This window comes from Faecalibacillus sp. (genome assembly GCF_047023275.1).
Taxonomy (GTDB): Bacteria; Bacillota_I; Bacilli_A; order Erysipelotrichales; family Coprobacillaceae; genus Faecalibacillus.
This window is the reverse complement of record NZ_JBKYAR010000009.1, coordinates 59,634-78,096: the sequence shown is the minus strand read 5'-3', so window position 1 is coordinate 78,096 and position 18,463 is coordinate 59,634. Positions and strand designations below refer to the sequence as shown.

At 28.7% G+C, this 18,463-nt stretch carries 17 protein-coding genes; 12 read left to right on the top strand and 5 right to left on the bottom strand.

All coding sequences use genetic code 11. The features are described from left to right. The first annotated feature begins 94 nt into the window (after nt 1-94). From ACLVEP_RS04590 to ACLVEP_RS04570, 5 genes are all read left to right on the top strand, one after another. A complete protein-coding gene (locus ACLVEP_RS04590; protein WP_412583145.1) occupies nt 95-3,301 on the top strand; it encodes an ATP-binding cassette domain-containing protein in 3,207 nt (1,068 codons plus the stop codon). Nucleotides 3,302-3,362: 61 nt separating this feature from the next. After that, nucleotides 3,363-4,292, top strand: a complete 930-nt coding sequence (locus ACLVEP_RS04585) for a GTP-binding protein (protein ID WP_412583144.1) — start codon at nt 3,363-3,365, stop codon at nt 4,290-4,292. Between the two features lie 51 nt (nt 4,293-4,343). Then, nucleotides 4,344-5,072: a YdcF family protein gene (locus ACLVEP_RS04580; RefSeq protein ID WP_412583142.1), complete on the top strand. Its 729-nt coding sequence runs from the start codon at nt 4,344-4,346 to the stop codon at nt 5,070-5,072. Nucleotides 5,073-5,083: 11 nt separating this feature from the next. Further along, nucleotides 5,084-5,554, top strand: a complete 471-nt coding sequence (locus ACLVEP_RS04575) for a hypothetical protein (RefSeq protein ID WP_412583141.1) — start codon at nt 5,084-5,086, stop codon at nt 5,552-5,554. Nucleotides 5,555-5,617: 63 nt separating this feature from the next. After that, on the top strand, nt 5,618-5,959 hold the full coding sequence (locus tag ACLVEP_RS04570; protein ID WP_022002559.1) for a hypothetical protein: 342 nt from the start codon (nt 5,618-5,620) through the stop codon (nt 5,957-5,959). A 20-nt stretch (nt 5,960-5,979) separates the two neighbouring features. On the opposite strand, the gene ACLVEP_RS04565 is transcribed toward ACLVEP_RS04570, so the two are convergent. Then, nucleotides 5,980-6,795 carry an Mrp/NBP35 family ATP-binding protein gene (locus tag ACLVEP_RS04565; protein WP_022002560.1) on the bottom strand — a complete coding sequence of 272 codons (816 nt, stop codon included), beginning with the start codon at nt 6,793-6,795 and terminating at the stop codon, nt 5,980-5,982. 113 nt (nt 6,796-6,908) lie between these two features. Between ACLVEP_RS04565 and ACLVEP_RS04560 the strand changes: the two genes are divergently transcribed. From ACLVEP_RS04560 to ACLVEP_RS04550, 3 genes are read left to right on the top strand one after another with little or no spacing between them, the layout of a single operon-like run. Beyond that, nucleotides 6,909-8,249, top strand: a complete 1,341-nt coding sequence (locus tag ACLVEP_RS04560; protein ID WP_412583139.1) for an MATE family efflux transporter — start codon at nt 6,909-6,911, stop codon at nt 8,247-8,249. Nucleotide 8,250: 1 nt separating this feature from the next. Beyond that, nucleotides 8,251-8,415 (top strand): hypothetical protein, encoded by a 165-nt coding sequence (locus ACLVEP_RS04555; protein ID WP_412583138.1) that lies wholly within the window; start codon nt 8,251-8,253, stop codon nt 8,413-8,415. Next, entirely contained in the window at nt 8,415-8,717 is a 303-nt protein-coding gene (locus ACLVEP_RS04550) for a hypothetical protein (RefSeq protein ID WP_022002563.1), read from the top strand. The genes ACLVEP_RS04555 and ACLVEP_RS04550 overlap by 1 nt, the downstream gene beginning before the upstream one ends. A gap of 23 nt (nt 8,718-8,740) precedes the next feature. Here ACLVEP_RS04550 and ACLVEP_RS04545 read toward each other — a convergent pair whose 3' ends face one another. Next, nucleotides 8,741-9,544: a hypothetical protein gene (locus ACLVEP_RS04545; protein WP_412583137.1), complete on the bottom strand. Its 804-nt coding sequence runs from the start codon at nt 9,542-9,544 to the stop codon at nt 8,741-8,743. Nucleotides 9,545-9,664: 120 nt separating this feature from the next. On the opposite strand from ACLVEP_RS04545, the gene ACLVEP_RS04540 reads away from it, so the two are divergent. Then, a complete protein-coding gene (locus tag ACLVEP_RS04540) occupies nt 9,665-10,348 on the top strand; it encodes a FadR/GntR family transcriptional regulator (RefSeq protein ID WP_412583136.1) in 684 nt (227 codons plus the stop codon). Between the two features lie 123 nt (nt 10,349-10,471). Continuing rightward, entirely contained in the window at nt 10,472-11,488 is a 1,017-nt protein-coding gene (gene ilvC, locus ACLVEP_RS04535; RefSeq protein ID WP_412583135.1) for a ketol-acid reductoisomerase, read from the top strand. An 82-nt stretch (nt 11,489-11,570) separates the two neighbouring features. On the opposite strand, the gene ACLVEP_RS04530 is transcribed toward ilvC, so the two are convergent. The 3 genes from ACLVEP_RS04530 to ACLVEP_RS04520 all read right to left on the bottom strand — a co-directional run bounded on the left by ACLVEP_RS04530 (nt 11,571) and on the right by ACLVEP_RS04520 (nt 14,795). Then, on the bottom strand, nt 11,571-13,031 hold the full coding sequence (locus tag ACLVEP_RS04530; RefSeq protein ID WP_412583133.1) for a hypothetical protein: 1,461 nt from the start codon (nt 13,029-13,031) through the stop codon (nt 11,571-11,573). A gap of 82 nt (nt 13,032-13,113) precedes the next feature. Continuing rightward, nucleotides 13,114-13,938 (bottom strand): helix-turn-helix domain-containing protein, encoded by an 825-nt coding sequence (locus ACLVEP_RS04525; RefSeq protein WP_412583132.1) that lies wholly within the window; start codon nt 13,936-13,938, stop codon nt 13,114-13,116. Between the two features lie 11 nt (nt 13,939-13,949). Then, nucleotides 13,950-14,795: a LysR family transcriptional regulator gene (locus tag ACLVEP_RS04520; protein WP_412583131.1), complete on the bottom strand. Its 846-nt coding sequence runs from the start codon at nt 14,793-14,795 to the stop codon at nt 13,950-13,952. Between the two features lie 112 nt (nt 14,796-14,907). On the opposite strand from ACLVEP_RS04520, the gene ACLVEP_RS04515 reads away from it, so the two are divergent. Both ACLVEP_RS04515 and ACLVEP_RS04510 read left to right on the top strand, forming a co-directional pair. Continuing rightward, nucleotides 14,908-16,626, top strand: coding sequence for an ABC transporter ATP-binding protein (locus ACLVEP_RS04515; protein WP_412583130.1), 1,719 nt, complete (start codon nt 14,908-14,910; stop codon nt 16,624-16,626). After that, on the top strand, nt 16,619-18,352 hold the full coding sequence (locus tag ACLVEP_RS04510; protein WP_412583128.1) for an ABC transporter ATP-binding protein: 1,734 nt from the start codon (nt 16,619-16,621) through the stop codon (nt 18,350-18,352). The genes ACLVEP_RS04515 and ACLVEP_RS04510 overlap by 8 nt, the downstream gene beginning before the upstream one ends. The last annotated feature ends 111 nt before the right edge of the window (nt 18,353-18,463 follow it).

Genomic DNA, 18,463 nt, shown 5'->3' with positions numbered 1-18,463 from the left:
TAGCTCGTTGCCAGTTCTTTTTTTTTGCGTTTTTTATTAATAATAAGTTCAAATTTATTTGATAGTATGTACATATCTATATGGAGGGGAAAAGATGTTACAAATAACAGATATCTGTAAACAATATAAAACGGGAAACTTTATTCAAAAAGCATTGGATCATGTCAGCCTTAATTTAAGAGATAATGAATTTGTTGCTATACTTGGTCCAAGTGGTTCTGGTAAAACAACACTTTTAAATATTATTGGTGGATTAGATAGATATGATAGCGGAGATTTAATTATTAATGGTATTTCTACAAAAAAATACAAAGATAGAGATTGGGATTCTTACCGTAATCATACAATTGGCTTTGTTTTTCAAAGTTATAACTTAATTCCACATCAAACTATTTTATCAAATGTTGAACTTGCACTGACTATTTCTGGTGTTTCTAAAACACAACGAAGAGAAAAAGCTATTGATGCTCTTACTAAGGTTGGATTAGGACAACAAATTCATAAAAAACCTAATCAATTATCAGGAGGGCAAATGCAACGTGTTGCTATTGCAAGAGCATTGGTTAATGATCCTGATATTTTGTTGGCTGATGAGCCAACAGGAGCCTTAGATAGTGAAACGAGTATACAAGTTATGGATTTATTAAAAGAAGTTGCTAAGGACAGACTTGTTGTCATGGTTACTCATAATCCAGAACTTGCCAAAGAATATGCAACACGTATTGTTACATTAAAAGATGGAGTTATTTTAGATGATACAAACCCATATCATGTTGAAAGTTTTCTCCCACAACATCGTAATATGGGAAAAACTTCTATGTCTTTACTTACATCACTATCTCTTAGTTTTAATAATTTAAAAACTAAAAAAGGAAGAACTTTTTTAACATCTTTTGCAGGTTCTATAGGAATTATAGGAATAGCTCTTATATTATCTTTATCTAATGGTGTTAATACGTATATTCAAACAATTGAAGAAGATACGTTATCAGAATATCCTTTACAAATTACAAGTACTGGTATAGATATGTCATCAATGTTAGTAGATGATAGTCAAGATAAAAAACAATCTTCTAAAAATGATATTCAAGTAGCTAATATGATGACTACAATGTTTTCTAAAATTGGATCAAATGATCTAGAATCATTAAAGAGTTATATTCAAAATAACCAAAAACAATTAAAAAATTATTCTAATGCAATCGAATATACTTATAATGTGACACCACAAATATATCGCTATCAAGATAATACTTATAGACAAGTTAATCCTGATAAAACATTTAGTTCCCTAGGAATGGGCTCATCCACAAGTTCAAATAATATGATGTCTTCTATGATGTCTACAGATGTCTTTAAATCCATGCCTAAAAACACAAACTTATTTAGTGGACAATATGATATAAAAGCAGGTCATTGGCCAAAAAAATATAATGAATGTGTTGTTGTTCTTACTTCCTCTGGAAAGATAAGTGATATGATGGCTTATACACTTGGTTTAAGAGATTCATCAGAATTAGATCAAATGGTGCAACAGTTTGCTAATGAAGAAGATGTAGACGTGACATTAAAAGAGGATGATTATAGTTATCAAGATATCTTAAATAAAAAATTCAAACTTGTTAAATCGGCGGATTATTATGAATATGATGAACAATATCATGTATATAAAGACAAATCTAATGATCAAACATATATGAATCAACTTGTTCAAAATGGTGAAGATTTAAAAATTGTAGGAATTGTTCAACCTAAAGATGATCAAACAGCAACTATGTTATCGACAGGAATTTATTATCCATCATCACTTGTACAACATATTATAGAAAAGTCATCTACAACTCAAATTGTTCAAGAACAATTAAAAAATAAAAATGTGAATATTTTTACAGGAAATGCTTTTGAAGAAAAAAATTCACAATTTGATTTAAGTTCATTATTTACAATTGATCAAAATAAAATGCAATCGGCATTTAAATTCAATACACAAGCTTTACAATTAGACTTTACAAATTTAAATCAAGAACTGACAGATCTATCACTTCCAACATTAGATATGAATCAAATACTTAATCAAATCCAATTTAATGTTTCAAGTGACCAACTTAATCATTTAGCCAAGTCTTTATTAAATGGTTATTTAGAATATGAAAAAAATCATCCAGAAGTAAATATTAATCAAGCTACACAAGAATTTATAAATTACTTACAAACAGATCATGCACGTCAAGTTATAGAAGAACAAATAAAGAAATATATTGAAGATGGTATTGATCAAAATGAAATGCAACAAATTATCAACGCAGTCTTAGATGATTATAAAAAACAATTAGGTGAAAATGATTTAGATATTACAAAAATAAATGAGTATTTAATGAGCTATTTAAATTCTCAAGAAGCAAAGAATATTTTAACTCAAGAAATGACATCTATTATACAATCAACAAACATAGAAGCACAAATTTCTCAAATTATGTCTCAATATATGCAATCATCTATGCAAAATTTATCATCTTCTCTACAAAGAGGCATTCAAAAAAGTATGATGTCTATGAGCTCTTCAATGGCAAATGCTTTTCAATTTGATAGTCATGCTTTCGCCGAAGCAATGAGCTTTAGTGGTGATGAAAATGATTTTATGAGTATTATTTCATCAATGATGACAAGTGAACAAGATTCATATGATAATAATATGAAGAAATTAGGATATGCTGATTTTAAAAAACCAGCAAGTATTAGTATTTATCCTAAAAACTTTGAAAGCAAAGAAAAAGTGATTCACTTTTTAGATACGTACAATCATAAAATGGAAAAAACAAATCAAGAAGACAAAGTCATTACGTATACAGATTTTGTGGGAACATTAATGTCTTCAGTAACTGATATTGTTAATGTCATTAGTTATGTTCTTGTAGCCTTTGTAGGTATTTCATTGGTTGTTTCTTCAATTATGATAGGCGTTATTACGTATATTAGTGTTTTAGAACGTAAAAAAGAAATTGGTATATTAAGGGCCATAGGGGCTTCTAAACGTAATATTTCGCAAGTATTCAATGCTGAAACGTTTATTATTGGATTATTTGCGGGTCTTATTGGAATTATTATTACATTACTCGCTCTTATCCCAGCTAATATTGTTATTCACAATATTGCAGATACAACAGCTGTTAATGCTTCTTTACCACCAGTTGCAGGAATTGTTTTAATTATTTTAAGCGTGATTTTAACTCTACTTGGAGGAATTATTCCTTCTAAAAAAGCAGCGAAAGAAGATCCTGTAACAGCATTAAGAACAGATTAAAAAGTCTTTCTATTAGACTTTTTTTTCTTTAGATATATAATAAAATCAAGGAGTGAAGATTATGGTAAAAGTAGATTTAATAACAGGTTTTTTAGGATCTGGTAAAACAACTTTCATAAAAAAATATGCTCAATATTTAATTGATCAAGGATATAGAATTGGAATTATTGAAAACGATTTTGGTGCAGTTAATGTTGATATGATGTTATTACAAGATTTAGAATCAGAAAATTGTGAATTAGAAATGGTAGCAGGAGCTTGTGATAAGGATTGTCATCAAAGACGTTTTAAGACAAAATTGATATCTATGGGAATGAGAGGCTTTGATCGTGTTTTGGTAGAACCATCAGGTATTTTTGATGTAGAAGAATTTTTTGATGTTTTACATGAAGAACCTCTTACAAATTGGTATGAAATAGGAAATGTATTTGCAATTGTAGATGCTTCATTAGAAAAGAATTTATCTAAAGAAGCTTCTTATTTACTTGCAAGCCAAATTGTAAGTGCAGGAAAAATTATTTTAAGTAAAGTAGATACTACAAGTAAAGAAAGAATTGTAGAAACAATTCAACAAATGAATGATGCACTTGCTTTATTCCATGGAAAACCTCTTCCACAAGAAAGATTAAAAATTAAAAAATGGGATGAAATGACCAAAGAAGATTATCAAGAATTATTAAATAGTCAATATACAAATGATTATATTGAAAAATTATGGTTTAACCAAAATGATACTTTTCAATCTCTTTATTATATGAATAATAGATTCAATCAAGATGAATTTATTCAAAAAATAAACCATATATTTAAAGATCAAGATTGTGGTCATGTCATGAGAGTTAAAGGTTTTTATCAAAAAGAAAAACACTGGTATGAAATCAATATGACTCAAGAAAATACCTCTATACAAGAAATCAATCAAGGGCAAGATGTCATAATTGTTATCGGTGAAGAACTAAATAAAAATAAAATAGATCAATATTTTAAATAGAGATGTCAAAATCTCTATTTTTTGTTAGAATGAATCCAAGTAGGTGAAACAATGAAAATTATAAAATATTTATTACTGATATTTTTTATCATAAGTTTTATTATTTTTTTACTTCCTTTTTTATTAAAAGGAATCTTAAATATTGGAAATATAGCAGGAATGATAGTTTCTTTAGGTTGTCTCCTTATTATCATTTTTAATAAGCCATTACATCATTTGATTTTTTCTAAAATAACATTATCTTTTATAATCATACTTTTAGTAATTATTTCTACTTGTTCTTATAAAATACTTACAAATATGAATATATTACCGCAAGAAGAAACAACAGTTGTTGTTTTAGGATGTCGTGTTAAAAATAAAAAACCAAGTCTTGCATTAAAAGAAAGACTTGATAAAACATATCAATATTTAAATGAAAATCCTAAATTACAATGTATTCTATCAGGTGGACAAGGTGCTAATGAAGAAATATCAGAAGCTAAATGTATGTATCAATATCTTGTAAGTAAAGGAATTGATCCTCATCGCTTATATCAAGAAGATAAGTCTACTTCCACAAGAGAAAATATATTGTTTTCTTATCGATTAATTAAAAAAGAAAATTTACCTAAAGCAATCACGATTATTACAAATGAATTTCATGAATATCGTGCACAAACAATAGCTCGTCGATTAAATATCAAAAGTTATGCTATAAGTGCTCATACTGCTTGGTGGTTATTTCCTACATATTTTGTAAGAGAAATCTTTGGCATTGTTTATGAATTTATTTTTTAGGAGGTAAGATTATGGGAGGAATAAGTGTGTTAGTAGTTTTAGGTTTATTTATGTCTTTTTATGCGTTATATCTTTTTTTGATCTTTATCAGTATCTTTTATCTTGTTGAAAATTATATTTTTGAAAGTCTTTTTCTTTATAATAGAACACATTTAAAGAAATCATGGATTCCTTATTACAGTAAATATCTTCTAGGAAAAGAAGTAGTATTGGAAAAGGAAGGATTATTTTTAATGATGATTGAAATTATAGGAACAATTCTTTTTTATCTCTCTTTAAATGTTCAATTAGGTTCATTAGATACAATTATCTTTTTATTATTTTTAGGATGTATTTTACTTTCTTTTATTATGAATATTTATATTTCACATCAAATTATAAAAAAGGTTTATCCTAAATATGGAGATTGGATCACTGTTTTCAATGTTTTAACATTGGGATTTTTTAGATCTATAAGTTTATTTCTTGTTAGAAATAAATAATAAAAAGACTATCTTTTTTTAAAGTTTGTGATAATATATTACACGAAATATGAGGTGATTGAGATGAAACAAGTTGTTTTAGAATTTGATGATGAAGAAATGGAATTATTAGAAGAACAATTTAAACAAATTCAAGATGTTGCTGGAATGGAAACAATTGAAGATTATATATATTATGCGACAATGTCACATTGTAAAACAATGCAAGCAGCATCAAAAATGTTTGGACAATCAGGTGATATTGAAAAACTTATGGCTGACGAAAATGTTCATGTTGGTGTTGTAAACATGCCAATTCAATTATCTAACGTAGAAGATAAAGATGAATTTAGTAGATATTTAAATGATGTTTTAAATGATGCCGTAAAAGACTTCATGAATCGTAATAATGAACCACTAAATTAAAAAAGCACGTGAGTGCTTTTTTAAATATCTTTTACTTTTTGAGAAAACTCATCAAACCAATCAGAATGATAATTTTCAACATAACCTTGATCAGATAATTGAGTCAATTCACTATCAATAGGTAATTGACCAAGTAATGGAAGTTGATAACGATCAGCCACTTCTTGACTATGACTCTTACCAAACATATAAATTTTCTTATCACAATCAGGACATTTAACATAAGACATATTTTCAACGATACCAATAATATCGACATCCATTTTTTTAGCCATATTAACAGCTTTACTTACAATCATTCCTACAAGTTCTTGAGGACTTGTCACAATGATTATACCATCTAATGGAAGTGATTGAAAAACTGTAAGTGGAACGTCTCCGGTTCCTGGAGGCATATCAACAAACATATAATCAACATCTCCCCACATTACATCAGACCAGAATTGTTTGATCATTCCTGCAAGTACGGGACCACGCCAAATAACTGGTGTGTCATTTGATTCTAATAATAAATTCGTAGACATAATTTTAATTCCTTGACTACTTTCAACAGGTGTGAATTCTTTACCATTAGATAAAACTTGTTTGTTTTCTACGCCAAAAATACGCCCTATAGAAGGTCCTGTAATATCACCATCTAGAATAGCTACTTTATATCCTTCTCTTTGTTTAGCGAGCGCCAATAATGAAGTTACTGAAGACTTTCCAACGCCTCCTTTACCACTTACAACACCAATCACTTTTTTTACATGAGAATGTGCATTCATTGGTGCTAAAAAATCTTTTTTTGAACATGTACTTTTACATGAATTACAATCATGATTACAATTAGCCATACTACTCTCTCCTTTAACCTCTATACATTATAACCTAAAATCAAAAAATAAAAAAACAATATGATTGACTTTATATTAAAAACTCTTAATAATTAAATCTATGGAGGAAATTTATGAAAAATTTAACCACAGGTCATCCTTTAAAACTTATCTTTTTCTTTGCTTTACCTTTAATGTTCGGTAATCTTTTACAACAACTTTATATCATGGTAGATACCATGATCGTAGGACGTTTTGTAGGTGTTGATGCATTAGCTTCTATTGGTGGAGCAGATTGGATCAACTGGGCTATTTTAGGACTTTTAATGGGCTTTACACAAGGATTTTCAATTCGTGTATCTAATTGTTTAGGGGCTAATGATGAAAAAGGAATGGAAAAATCAATTGCGATGTCCTATCTTTCATGTTTTGTAATAGCAATTTTAGTTATCATTTTTTCACAAATCATTATTGAACCTTTATTAAAACTATTAAATACACCAAGTCATACGATTCAAGGATCTATTACCTATTTAAGAATAATGTCTGGTGGAGCTTTAATTGTGATCTTTTATAACTGTTTTTCAAGTATTTTAAGAGCTATAGGAGATAGTCGTACACCGCTTATTGCAATGGTCATTGCTGCTTGTTTAAACGTTATACTCGATTTATTATTTGTTTGTATCTTTCATCAAGGAATTGCTGGTGCAGCAATAGCAACATTGATTTCACAATTATTTGCAGCTACTTTTTGTTATTTTAAATTAAGAAAAGAATTACCCTTTAAAATCAAAAAAGAAAGTTTTCAAATAGATCAAAAACTGATTTATCAACTCATTAAATTAGGTTTACCATTAGCTTTTCAAAACTTGATTATTGCTTTTGGTGGAATTGTTTTACAATCTGTAGTTAATGGCTTTGGTTTCTTATTTATTGCTGGTTATACAGCAACAAATAAACTCTATGGAATATTAGAAGTTGTTGCTATATCCTTTGGTTATGCAATTACAACCTTTGTTTCACAAAACTATGGAGCTAAAAAATATCAAAGAATGAAATCCGGTGTTTTTCAAGCAAATATTTTATCTGTTTTTATTTCCATTGTTATTATGATCGTTATTCTATTCTTTGGTAAAAAAATATTATTACTTTTTATATCTACGACACCAAAACAAACACAAATTGTTTTAAAATATGCTTATGATTATTTATTTACAATGGCTGTTTGTTTACCAGTTTTATATATGTTATATTCTTATAGAAGTGCTCTTCAAGGGATGGAAAATACGATTATTCCAATGGTATCAGGAATTGTTGAGTTAATTATGAGAGTATCAGCAGCACTTATTTTACCGCATTATATGGGGGTTTATGGAATATATTTAGCAGAGGTTCTTGCTTGGATTGCTGCTGCAATCATGCTTTATATTTTTTATCATAAAGATTTACATCAATTAGATAAAGGAGTTATGTAATATGGGGTGGCTTATTTTTATATGGTTTGTCATTTTAATTGTAATGCTTATTCTTTATTTTATCATGATTGCATTTAAGGTAAGTAAGTTATATCATGATATAGAAAAAAGACAAAATGATGATTTTGAAAATATATCAAAGTTTAAAGAAAGGATGATGAAATAATGTTAGGAACATTATATGTTGTTATATCAAGCTCAAAAGAAGAAGATTATCAAAAAGTAAAAGAGGAATTATTAGAAATCTATCCTGATTTTTCAGTATCTCCTTACAAAGAATCACAAATGGAAAAAGATGCTGTAGAATTCTTTGCGACTTGTCAAATAACAAAAGAAAAAGCACAAGAAGTTTTAGATCAATTAAATAATGATTGGGATGGAGAAGTAGATGATTGTATTGCGTATGGATTTAATACAAAAATGTTTGATTCGCTTGTCTATCATTTAAATTTCCAATTATATGATTAAAATGGATGCCGAAGCATCCATTTTTAACTTGTATAAATACCAGTAACAGTAAGAGTACTTGTTCCTACAGGAATAACAAGATTATCAATTCTAAGTGTTGTAAATTGCACATAAGTTCCTGGATCATAAATAATTGGGTCAGGAGAGTCAGGTGTTTTTAAAGTAATACTATTGATTTTGTATCCTGCTGGGAAGATATCATTGAAAGTAACATTTGTCGCTGTTTCATTACCTCTATTTACAATTTTGAAAGTGTAAACAAGAGATTCACCACTATAAATACTTGTTTTATCAACTGCTTTTGTAATATCTAGAGTCACATAATTTGCTAGTGTGACAGTTGCACTAGGATTTGGTTTAGCAGTAACAATTGGTCCTGTTGTTGAACCACCATTAGCTGTAATTGTTTGGGTATTGGTAATTTTTTCAGGGTTTGTCGTAGGTGTTGTTGTTTCAAAGATAATTAAAACATTGTCATTAGGATTAAGCACATTATCTATTTTAAAAGTGACTGTATTTGCTGTTTTTTGTACATCTACTTCAATTGGTGAACCATTTAAATAACCTTCAATACTTGTATCAATGTATTGAAGTGTACCATTTGCTAGATCATCTACAATTGTAAGATTATAAAGAGAAGCACTACCTGTATTTTCTACACGCGTAATATAAGTGATGGTTTGACCAGGTGTATAACTATCAAGTAACGCTTCTTTTGTCGCTGTTAAATCATAAGGACTTAAAATACGTGTGACAACAGCATTTGAGTTTTTAGTAATGTTGTCATAGATCAATGTGGCTTCATTTGCGATTGTTACAGGGTCCATAAATAACCTCCTTTCAATGTAATATATGATAAATAAAAAAAGGTGTATGGACAAAAGGTCATAGCATAATTATTATTTTTGTGATAGAATTTCAAGTAATTTAAGGAATCGAGGGAAACTATGGATAAGAAAAAAAGGTTATCGGATGATATTGCTGAGATGCTCCTTTCGATGATCGTCGTTGAAAAGAAATATTTACCAGGAGATAAACTTCCTAATGAGATTGAATTATCTAAAGAATTAGGAGTTAGTCGTATTACATTAAGAGAAGCGATACGTATTTTAGTAACACGACATGTTTTAGAAATTAAAAGAGGGAAAGGAACTTTTGTTAGAGAAGATTATGATAATCAAACTTTTGAAAAGCTCAATATTCCTCCGGAAGTTAAAATGGGAGCAGATGATCTCTACGAAATCCGTTTGATTTTTGAACCAGAAATTGCTTATTATGCAACACTTAGAGCAACGGATAAAGAATTAGAAAGAATCAATGCAATCAAAAATGAAATTGAAGACTGTATTACAAATAAAAGAAGTTATGCAAAACAAGAAATGTTATTTCACTGTTCTATTGCACAAGCAACGCATAATGAATTTATGTCAAGATTAGAACCAGTGTTACAAGAATCTATTCAAAAAGGGGTTTTCCTTTATGAATATGAACATGTATCTAATCAAGATATTATCTCAGATAATAAAATGATTATGGAATTTATGAATGATCGAAATGCAGAAGGGGCAAGAAGCGCCATGCGTATACACATCTTAAGGGCAATCAATCAATTAAAGTTAGAAAAGAAATAATTGATGATTGTTAAAAAAATGTTCAAAGAGAGCAGACAACGATATTGACATAAGACAACGTTAGACGTATAATGGGTAACGAAAAAGGAAATCGAGTAATAAAAATTAAGGGGGATATTTAAAATGGCAAAAATATTTTATGAATCAGATTGTGACTTATCATTATTAGATGGGAAAACAGTAGCCATCATTGGATACGGATCACAAGGACATGCACATGCATTAAACTTAAAAGAATCAGGAGTAAAAGTCATCGTAGGATTATACGAAGGATCAAAATCATGGAAAAAAGCTGAAGAACAAGGATTTGAAGTATATACTTCAGCAGAAGCTGCAAAAAGAGCAGATATCATCATGATCTTAATCAATGACGAATTACAAGCAAAATTATATAAAGAATCAATTGAACCAAACCTAGAAGAAGGAAACATGCTTATGTTTGCTCATGGATTCAATATTCATTTCAATCAAATCGTACCACCAAAAAATGTTGATGTAACAATGATTGCACCAAAAGCACCAGGACATACAGTAAGAAGTGAATATCAAGCAGGAAAAGGAACACCATGTCTAGTAGCTGTAGAACAAGACTACACAGGAAAAGCACAAGACATCGCCTTAGCATACTCATTAGCAATTGGAGGAGCAAGAGCAGGTGTACTAGAAACAACATTCAGAACAGAAACAGAAACAGACTTATTTGGAGAACAAGCAGTTTTATGTGGTGGAGTATGTGCCCTAATGCAAGCAGGATTTGAAACATTAGTAGAAGCAGGATATGATCCAAGAAATGCATACTTTGAATGTATCCATGAAATGAAATTAATCGTAGACTTAATCTATCAATCAGGATTTGAAGGAATGAGATATTCAATTTCAAATACAGCAGAATATGGAGATTATATTACAGGACCAAAGATCATCACAGAAGATACAAAGAAAGCAATGAAACAAATCTTAAAAGATATCCAAGATGGAACATTCGCAAAAGACTTCTTATTAGACATGTCAGCAGCTGGAGGACAAGCACATTTCAAAGCAATGAGAAAATTAGCTACAGAACATGAATCAGAAAAAGTTGGAAAAGAAATCAGAAAATTATATTCTTGGTCTGATGAAGATAAATTAATCAATAACTAATATTATCTAGAGGATAGAAATATCCTCTTTTTTAGTATAAAAAACTCACTAAATTGCATAAGCAATTTAATGAGTCTATAAATTAAGCTTCTTTTCTTTGTTTAAAGAAAACATATCTAGCTGCAGCAAACATCATAATCATTGCATAAATTTTACCATGAGCAGTATCTCCAGTTTTTACTGCTTGTGATGGATTATTTTTTGCTTTTTTATTATCAGTTACAGGAACTTCAGATGTTTTTAGTTGTTGAGCAATCCAATCAAATGATTTAACACCACATTCATCACATTGTGCTTCATTATTGAAGAAATAGATCCAAGACCAATGTCCACTATAATTTTCATCTTTATAAAGACCAGAAGTATCTACAACATGTTCAGTAGTAGAAACATGTAAATTTGATGCTCCAAGAGATTTTAAACGATTAATTGTTGGAATTTCATGAAGTGTAGGATCTACTGTATCATCATCTTTTGAATAAATGAAATACATTGGTAAATCTTTAACACCTTGTAATTGTTCATCAGTAATATAAGAATCAGGAACTGCTTCACAAATAGGCACAATTGCATCATATTCTTGTGGATAAGCTAAGCCCATTAATAAAGTCATATAACCACCATTAGAACATCCAGCTAAAACAACTTTTTTAGCACCTACTTTTTCTTTATAGGCAGCAATAAGTTCATGTAATGATTCTTGATAATAAGATGTTCCATCAGCTTGAATGCTAGCATTGTTGAAGTTGCTTTGTTTTCCATCATTATCCATCCAATAAGTTGGACATTGTGGAACTAAAACATGAGCACCACCTAATGTATTTTGGAATTCATCACCAGCTAAAGCAGTTACTTTATTTGCTAGAGCAGTTACATAAGGATCAGTAGTTCTATCAGCAATTGTATCAGCATCTTTTCCACCTTCACCTAAACCATGTAACCATACAACTAAAGTATCACTATCATTTTGTGGTGTATAAGATGCATATGAGTATTTAACACCATCTTTTGCTTGATAGCTTCCTAAATCAAAAACATCAGCAGAAGTTGTTTTTGAAGTGTATTCTTTTTCAATTTCTAAAGATTGAACAACTTGCCCATTTGATGTTAATTGAGTATCATTAGCAGAAATTTCAAAATAATAATCTTTAACATAAGTATTATATTGAGTAGCTAATGACCAAACAATTGGAGAAGGTGTATCAGCTCTCACTTTTAATTCTAATTCAACTTTGTTTCCATCAACTTTTACACTTTTTACAGTACGTTCAGTTGGAGCAGCTTTTATAATTGTTCCAGCAGGACCTTGACTATAATCAAAAGTTTCTGAATTTTCTACAACTTTAAATGTGTTTTCATCTACATGATCAATAGGATTATCAAGAGTTAATGTCACTTTATCAGTTGCACATCCCCAATCATAACCACTAACATGAATGCTATATGTTCCATGAATATCAACTGTTCCATCAGCAAAAACAAGATTTGTTGATACAAGACACATCATAGCACATACAAATAAACTAAATATCTTTTTTAACATTTTCTTTCCTCCCTCTTTTTGACAAGTAAAACTTTATCATTGAAAGAGCTTACAAAAATGTCAAAAACATACTTCTTTAATGTCATTTTCTAACTTTTTCACGATATTTTGCAGGTGTATCATGATAAATTTTTTTAAAAGCGTTAATAAAAGATTTTAAATTTGGAAATCCATGCAAATAAGCAATTTCTAAAATTGTATAATTAGAGAACAAAACATCATGTCTTGCTTTTTTTAATCGTATAGAAATAAGATACTCTTTAACAGTCATATTTAAATGATTTTTAAAATAGCGTGATAAATATCCTGAAGATATATTAAAATGATCTGCTATTTTATCGACTGTAAGATCTTCATTATAATGTAAATCAATATATTGAGTCATTTTTATAATTCTTTTATCTTGTAGAGTTTGTAAATTCACATTTGTTTTTTTATCTAATGTATTTGAAAGTAATGTATATAAAAGATGTAAAATATAACTTTCAATTTCTATTCTTTGAAATTGATTGATATGATCATAAGCATTAATAATTTTAAAAATGTCTGATAATATCTTTTCTTTGATTTTACGATTAGGTTGAATAAATTGATAATTATCAATAGCTGGATAATATTTTTTAATAAAATCATAATTTATTTGAAGTGCATATCCTTTATAGATATCAGTATCTTCCGTATGATGCATCCCATGAATTTCTTGACTATTAATAATATATAAGCTTCCTTGAGGAATAATCAATTCTTTATTAGTAAGAAATAATTTTAGTTTTCCTAAAACGGGAATCAAAATTTCAATACTATTATGATAATGTTTAGCTGTTTTTGTATAATGATCTTCAAAGTAAATATCTAATAATTTAATAGGTAATTGGTAATCAAGTTCTATTTTTTCATATTGTATCATTTGTTTTTCCTCTATTTAAAACATTCTATAAATTCATTTAATAAAGCTGAAACTTCTTCATTTTTTCTAGTAATAAAAGCAATACCAGTATATAAGTTTTTATCTTCTAAAATCGTATAAACAAGAGAATGATCATAAGGTAATGATAAACTACTCATGGGACAAATTGCTACTCCAATACCACTATTGGCCCAAATAAGAGAGGTTCTACTATCATCACAAGTTACTTTTAATTGAATTTGAATTTGTTTATTTAAACAATAATCATTAATTAAAGGAAGATACCTTTGATGAATAATTAAAGGGGTATCTTTAAAATCTTTTATTTTTCTTTTAGGTGTTGAAAAATATTCTTTTTTCCCAATAACGATCATTGGCTCTTTTTCTAAATAAAAAGTATTTACTTGAGAAGTATCAAAAGGTGTTCTCACAATCCCTAAATCAATATTATGTGATAATAATAAATCAAGTATTTCATACGTAGAACCTTCATGAATAGCATATTGAACATGTTGATTCTTTTTAATAAATTCTTTAATACTTTCTTGTTGAATTAAACCACTATTAGAAGAAGTAATCCCAATTCTTAAAACATCTTGATAAGATTGTTTTAATTCATTTTTAGTAATTTCAGTTAAATCTAAGATTTGTAAACATCTTTTATAAAAACGATTACCAGCTTCTGTTAATTCAATTTGTTTATTACCTCTTTTTAAAAGAATTACACCTAATTCTTCTTCTAATTGTTTAAGTTGCATCGATAAAGGAGGCTGTGCCATGTGTAACTTTTTAGCAGCTTTAGAAATCGTTCCTTCTTCTACAATAGTTTTAAAATATTTCATTTGTCTAATATCCATCATAAAACTCCTTCAAATGAGAATAATATATTTATTAAATATAATTACTATATAATATATATATTTTACATATAGTTAAATCTTATCATATAATAACGCAGAGGTGAAGAATGTGAAACTATTAAAATATGTAAAAGAGTTTAAATTTTCAGCAACTTTAGGTTTTTTATTTAAAATCTTTGAAGCTGCTTTAGAATTATGCGTTCCTGTTGTTATGGCCTCTGTCATTGATAAAGGAATTGCTTATAAAGATACCAATTATATTTTAAAATGTGGGCTTGTCCTTATTGGTTTAGCTGTTTTTGGTTATTTATTTGCACTTGTTTGTCAATGGTATGCTTCCCTTACATCACAAAGTGTGGGGACACAACTTAGAAAAGACATGTATCATCAAATGAATCAATATGATGATGCCAATTTAGATACCCTTACAGCACCATCATTAGTTACAAGACTGATTAATGATGTAGTACAAATTCAATTAGCTGTAGCGATGACGATTCGTCTTACATCAAGAGCACCATTTTTAATGATTGGTTCATTATTTATGGCATTTATGATCAGTGGTTCTTTATCAATGATCTTTGTTGTAGGAGCTGTTATTTTAGCAGTATCGATGTTATCAATTACGATTATTTCAATGCCTTATTTTTCTCGTATTCAAAAGTTATTAGATAAAATTGCTTTAATAGCAAGAGAAAACTTAAAAGGTGTTCGTGTTATTCGTGCTTTTTCAAATCAAAATCATGAAGTAAAAAGATTTAATTTAGAAACAAAAAATCAAAAAGATGAACAAGTAAAAGTAGGTAAAATACAAGCTTTATTAAATCCTTTTACTTATTTAATTGTAAACTTTGCAATCATTATTATTATTTATGCCAGTGGTTTCCAAGTTAATGTAGGAAGCCTTTCTCAAGGGGAAGTTATTGCCTTAATTAACTATATGAATAGTATTTTACAAGCACTCATTGTCTTTGCGAATGTTTTATCAATCTATAATAAAGCTACAGCAAGTTATCAAAGGGTTTTTGAAGTACTTGAAACAACACCACAAGTAGAAGATCAAGGAAGTTATTCAACCCTTATTCCTGATGAAAAAATGATTGAATTTAAAGATGTCAACTTTGGATATCTTCAAAAAGATGTGTTACACAACTTATCATTTACGATCAATAAAGGTGAAACAGTAGGAATTATTGGAGGAACGGGTGCTGGTAAATCAACACTTGTATCCCTTATTGGAAGAAATTATGATGTTAGAAGTGGACAAATTAAAATAGCTGGTAAAAATATTCAAGATTATAAATTAGAAACACTAAGACAACATATCAGTTATGTTTTACAAAATACATCATTGATTTCAGGAACAATTAAAGAAAATATTTGTATGTCAAAACCTTACCAAGAAGAAACAATGAATAAAGCTTTAGAAGTTTCACAAGCTAAAGAGTTTGTAAGTCGTCTTCCTCAAGGAATAGAAAGCGCTGTTGTTCAAGGTGGGAAAAACTTCTCTGGTGGACAAAGACAACGTTTAACAATAGCTAGAGCACTTTATAAACAAGCTGACATTTTAGTTTTAGACGATTGTTCAAGTGCGTTAGACTATGCGACAGATGCAGCTTTACAAAAACAATTACAAGAATTAAAAGAAATGACAAAAATCGTTATTTCACAAAGAACGGCATCTTTAAAAAGATGTGATCGTATTATGGTTTTATATCATGGTGAACTTGTTGGTTTTGATTGTCATGAAGAATTATTAAAGAATTGTACGGTTTATAAAGAAATTTATGAATCTCAAAATAGTAAGGATGGTGATTACAATGGATAAAAAAACAATTAAAAGATTGCTTACATATTGTAAACCTTATCGTTTTTTAATTATGTTATTAACACTTTTATCAATTGTCTCTGTTGTCTTTACTTTACTTACACCTGTTTTAATAGGTCAAGCAATAGATTTATTAGTTGGAAAGAATCAAGTTCATTTTCAAGCGTTATTGAATAAACTTGTTTTTATTGGAATTGTTATTTTAATTGTTTCTTTGATTCAATGGATCATGGGACAAATTACAAATACAATTACTTATAATATTACGAATGATTTAAGAAATAGAGTATTTGATCAAATCCAAGTTCTTCCTTTAAAATATATTGATGCTACAAGTCATGGAGATATTTTAGGAAGATTGATCAATGATATTGATTTAATTGGACAAGGTTTATTACAAAGTTTTACATCCTTACTTACAGGAATTGCAACAATTGTAGGAACTATTTTGATTATGGCTTATATTCATTTTTCGGTAGCTGTCATTGTGGTTGTTTTAACACCACTTTCTTTACTTGTTGCTTCTTTGATTGTTAAAAGAACACATTCTTATTTCCAAGAACAATTAGCTTTAAGAGGGGAAATGAATGGTTATTGTGAAGAAATGATAGGTAATCAAAAAATTGTTAATATTTTTGATTATCAAGAACAAAACGAAGAAAAGTTTAATGAAATTAATGAACGTATGCATAAAAGTGGGGTTATTTCACAATTCTATGGGGCTTTAATTAATCCCACAACACGTTTAGTTAATAGTATTGTTTATGCTGCTGTTGGTATCTTTGGAGCATTTCAAGTATTAAATGGTTCATTTACAGTAGGTATTCTTTCAAGCTTTTTAACATATGCTAACCAATATACAAAACCATTTAACGAAATATCATCCGTTATGTCAGAAATGCAAACAGCCATTGCTGCAAGTCAAAGAGTCTTTGCATTATTAGATGAAGAAACAATCCAAGAATTAACAACATCTAAAATCATTGAAAATAAACAAGGACATATTATCATTGATCATTTAAATTTTAGTTATGATCCAAGTAAACCATTAATTCAAGATTTTAACTATGAAGCTAAACCAGGAACAATGACAGCCATTGTAGGTAAAACAGGATGTGGAAAAACAACATTAATTAACTTATTAATGCGTTTCTATGATCCACAAGGTGGAAAAATTACAATTGATGGTGTCAATATTGAAGATATGAACCGAGATGATTTAAGAAAATTGTATGGAATGGTTTTACAAGATAGTTGGTTATTTAAAGGGACTATTAAAGAAAATATTGCTTATGGAAAACCAGAAGCCAGTGATGAAGAAATCATAGAAGCAGCTAAAAAAGCACGTGTGCATAAATATATTATGTCTCTTCCTCAAGGATACGATACAATGGTTGAAGAAGATGGTGGAAATATGTCTCAAGGACAAATGCAACTTGTGTGTATTGCACGTATTATGTTAACACATCCACCAATGTTGATTTTAGATGAAGCAACAAGTTCAATCGATACGCGTACAGAATTACAAATTCAAAAAGCTTTTGATGAAATGATGAAAGGAAGAACAACCTTTATTGTTGCTCACCGTTTATCAACGATAAAAAATGCAGATCAAATCATCGTTATGGATCAAGGACATATTGTAGAAATTGGTAATCATGAAGAATTGCTTCAAAAACAAGGTTATTATCATCAACTTTATTACAGTCAATTTGAAACTGAATAATTAAGAAAGTTACGATTTTAAATCGTAGCTTTTTTACTTTAGTTAAAAAAATACTACTTTTCATTTGAATTTTTTAATTATTATTAGTTTGACGCTTACCTTTTAAAAAGA

What these genes read in the sequence shown, in the direction of transcription:
- ACLVEP_RS04575 (WP_412583141.1), top strand. Translation starts at nt 5,084, where the DNA reads ATGGGAGGAATAAGTGTGTTAGTAGTTTTAGGTTTATTTATGTCTTTT.
- ACLVEP_RS04590 (WP_412583145.1), top strand. Translation starts at nt 95, where the DNA reads ATGTTACAAATAACAGATATCTGTAAACAATATAAAACGGGAAACTTT.
- ACLVEP_RS04585 (WP_412583144.1), top strand. Translation starts at nt 3,363, where the DNA reads ATGGTAAAAGTAGATTTAATAACAGGTTTTTTAGGATCTGGTAAAACA.
- ACLVEP_RS04525 (WP_412583132.1), bottom strand. Translation starts at nt 13,938, where the DNA reads ATGATACAATATGAAAAAATAGAACTTGATTACCAATTACCTATTAAA.
- ACLVEP_RS04555 (WP_412583138.1), top strand. Translation starts at nt 8,251, where the DNA reads ATGGGGTGGCTTATTTTTATATGGTTTGTCATTTTAATTGTAATGCTT.
- ACLVEP_RS04545 (WP_412583137.1), bottom strand. Translation starts at nt 9,544, where the DNA reads ATGGACCCTGTAACAATCGCAAATGAAGCCACATTGATCTATGACAAC.
- ACLVEP_RS04580 (WP_412583142.1), top strand. Translation starts at nt 4,344, where the DNA reads ATGAAAATTATAAAATATTTATTACTGATATTTTTTATCATAAGTTTT.
- ACLVEP_RS04550 (WP_022002563.1), top strand. Translation starts at nt 8,415, where the DNA reads ATGTTAGGAACATTATATGTTGTTATATCAAGCTCAAAAGAAGAAGAT.
- ACLVEP_RS04570 (WP_022002559.1), top strand. Translation starts at nt 5,618, where the DNA reads ATGAAACAAGTTGTTTTAGAATTTGATGATGAAGAAATGGAATTATTA.
- ilvC (WP_412583135.1), top strand. Translation starts at nt 10,472, where the DNA reads ATGGCAAAAATATTTTATGAATCAGATTGTGACTTATCATTATTAGAT.
- ACLVEP_RS04520 (WP_412583131.1), bottom strand. Translation starts at nt 14,795, where the DNA reads ATGGATATTAGACAAATGAAATATTTTAAAACTATTGTAGAAGAAGGA.
- ACLVEP_RS04510 (WP_412583128.1), top strand. Translation starts at nt 16,619, where the DNA reads ATGGATAAAAAAACAATTAAAAGATTGCTTACATATTGTAAACCTTAT.
- ACLVEP_RS04540 (WP_412583136.1), top strand. Translation starts at nt 9,665, where the DNA reads ATGGATAAGAAAAAAAGGTTATCGGATGATATTGCTGAGATGCTCCTT.
- ACLVEP_RS04560 (WP_412583139.1), top strand. Translation starts at nt 6,909, where the DNA reads ATGAAAAATTTAACCACAGGTCATCCTTTAAAACTTATCTTTTTCTTT.
- ACLVEP_RS04565 (WP_022002560.1), bottom strand. Translation starts at nt 6,795, where the DNA reads ATGGCTAATTGTAATCATGATTGTAATTCATGTAAAAGTACATGTTCA.
- ACLVEP_RS04530 (WP_412583133.1), bottom strand. Translation starts at nt 13,031, where the DNA reads ATGTTAAAAAAGATATTTAGTTTATTTGTATGTGCTATGATGTGTCTT.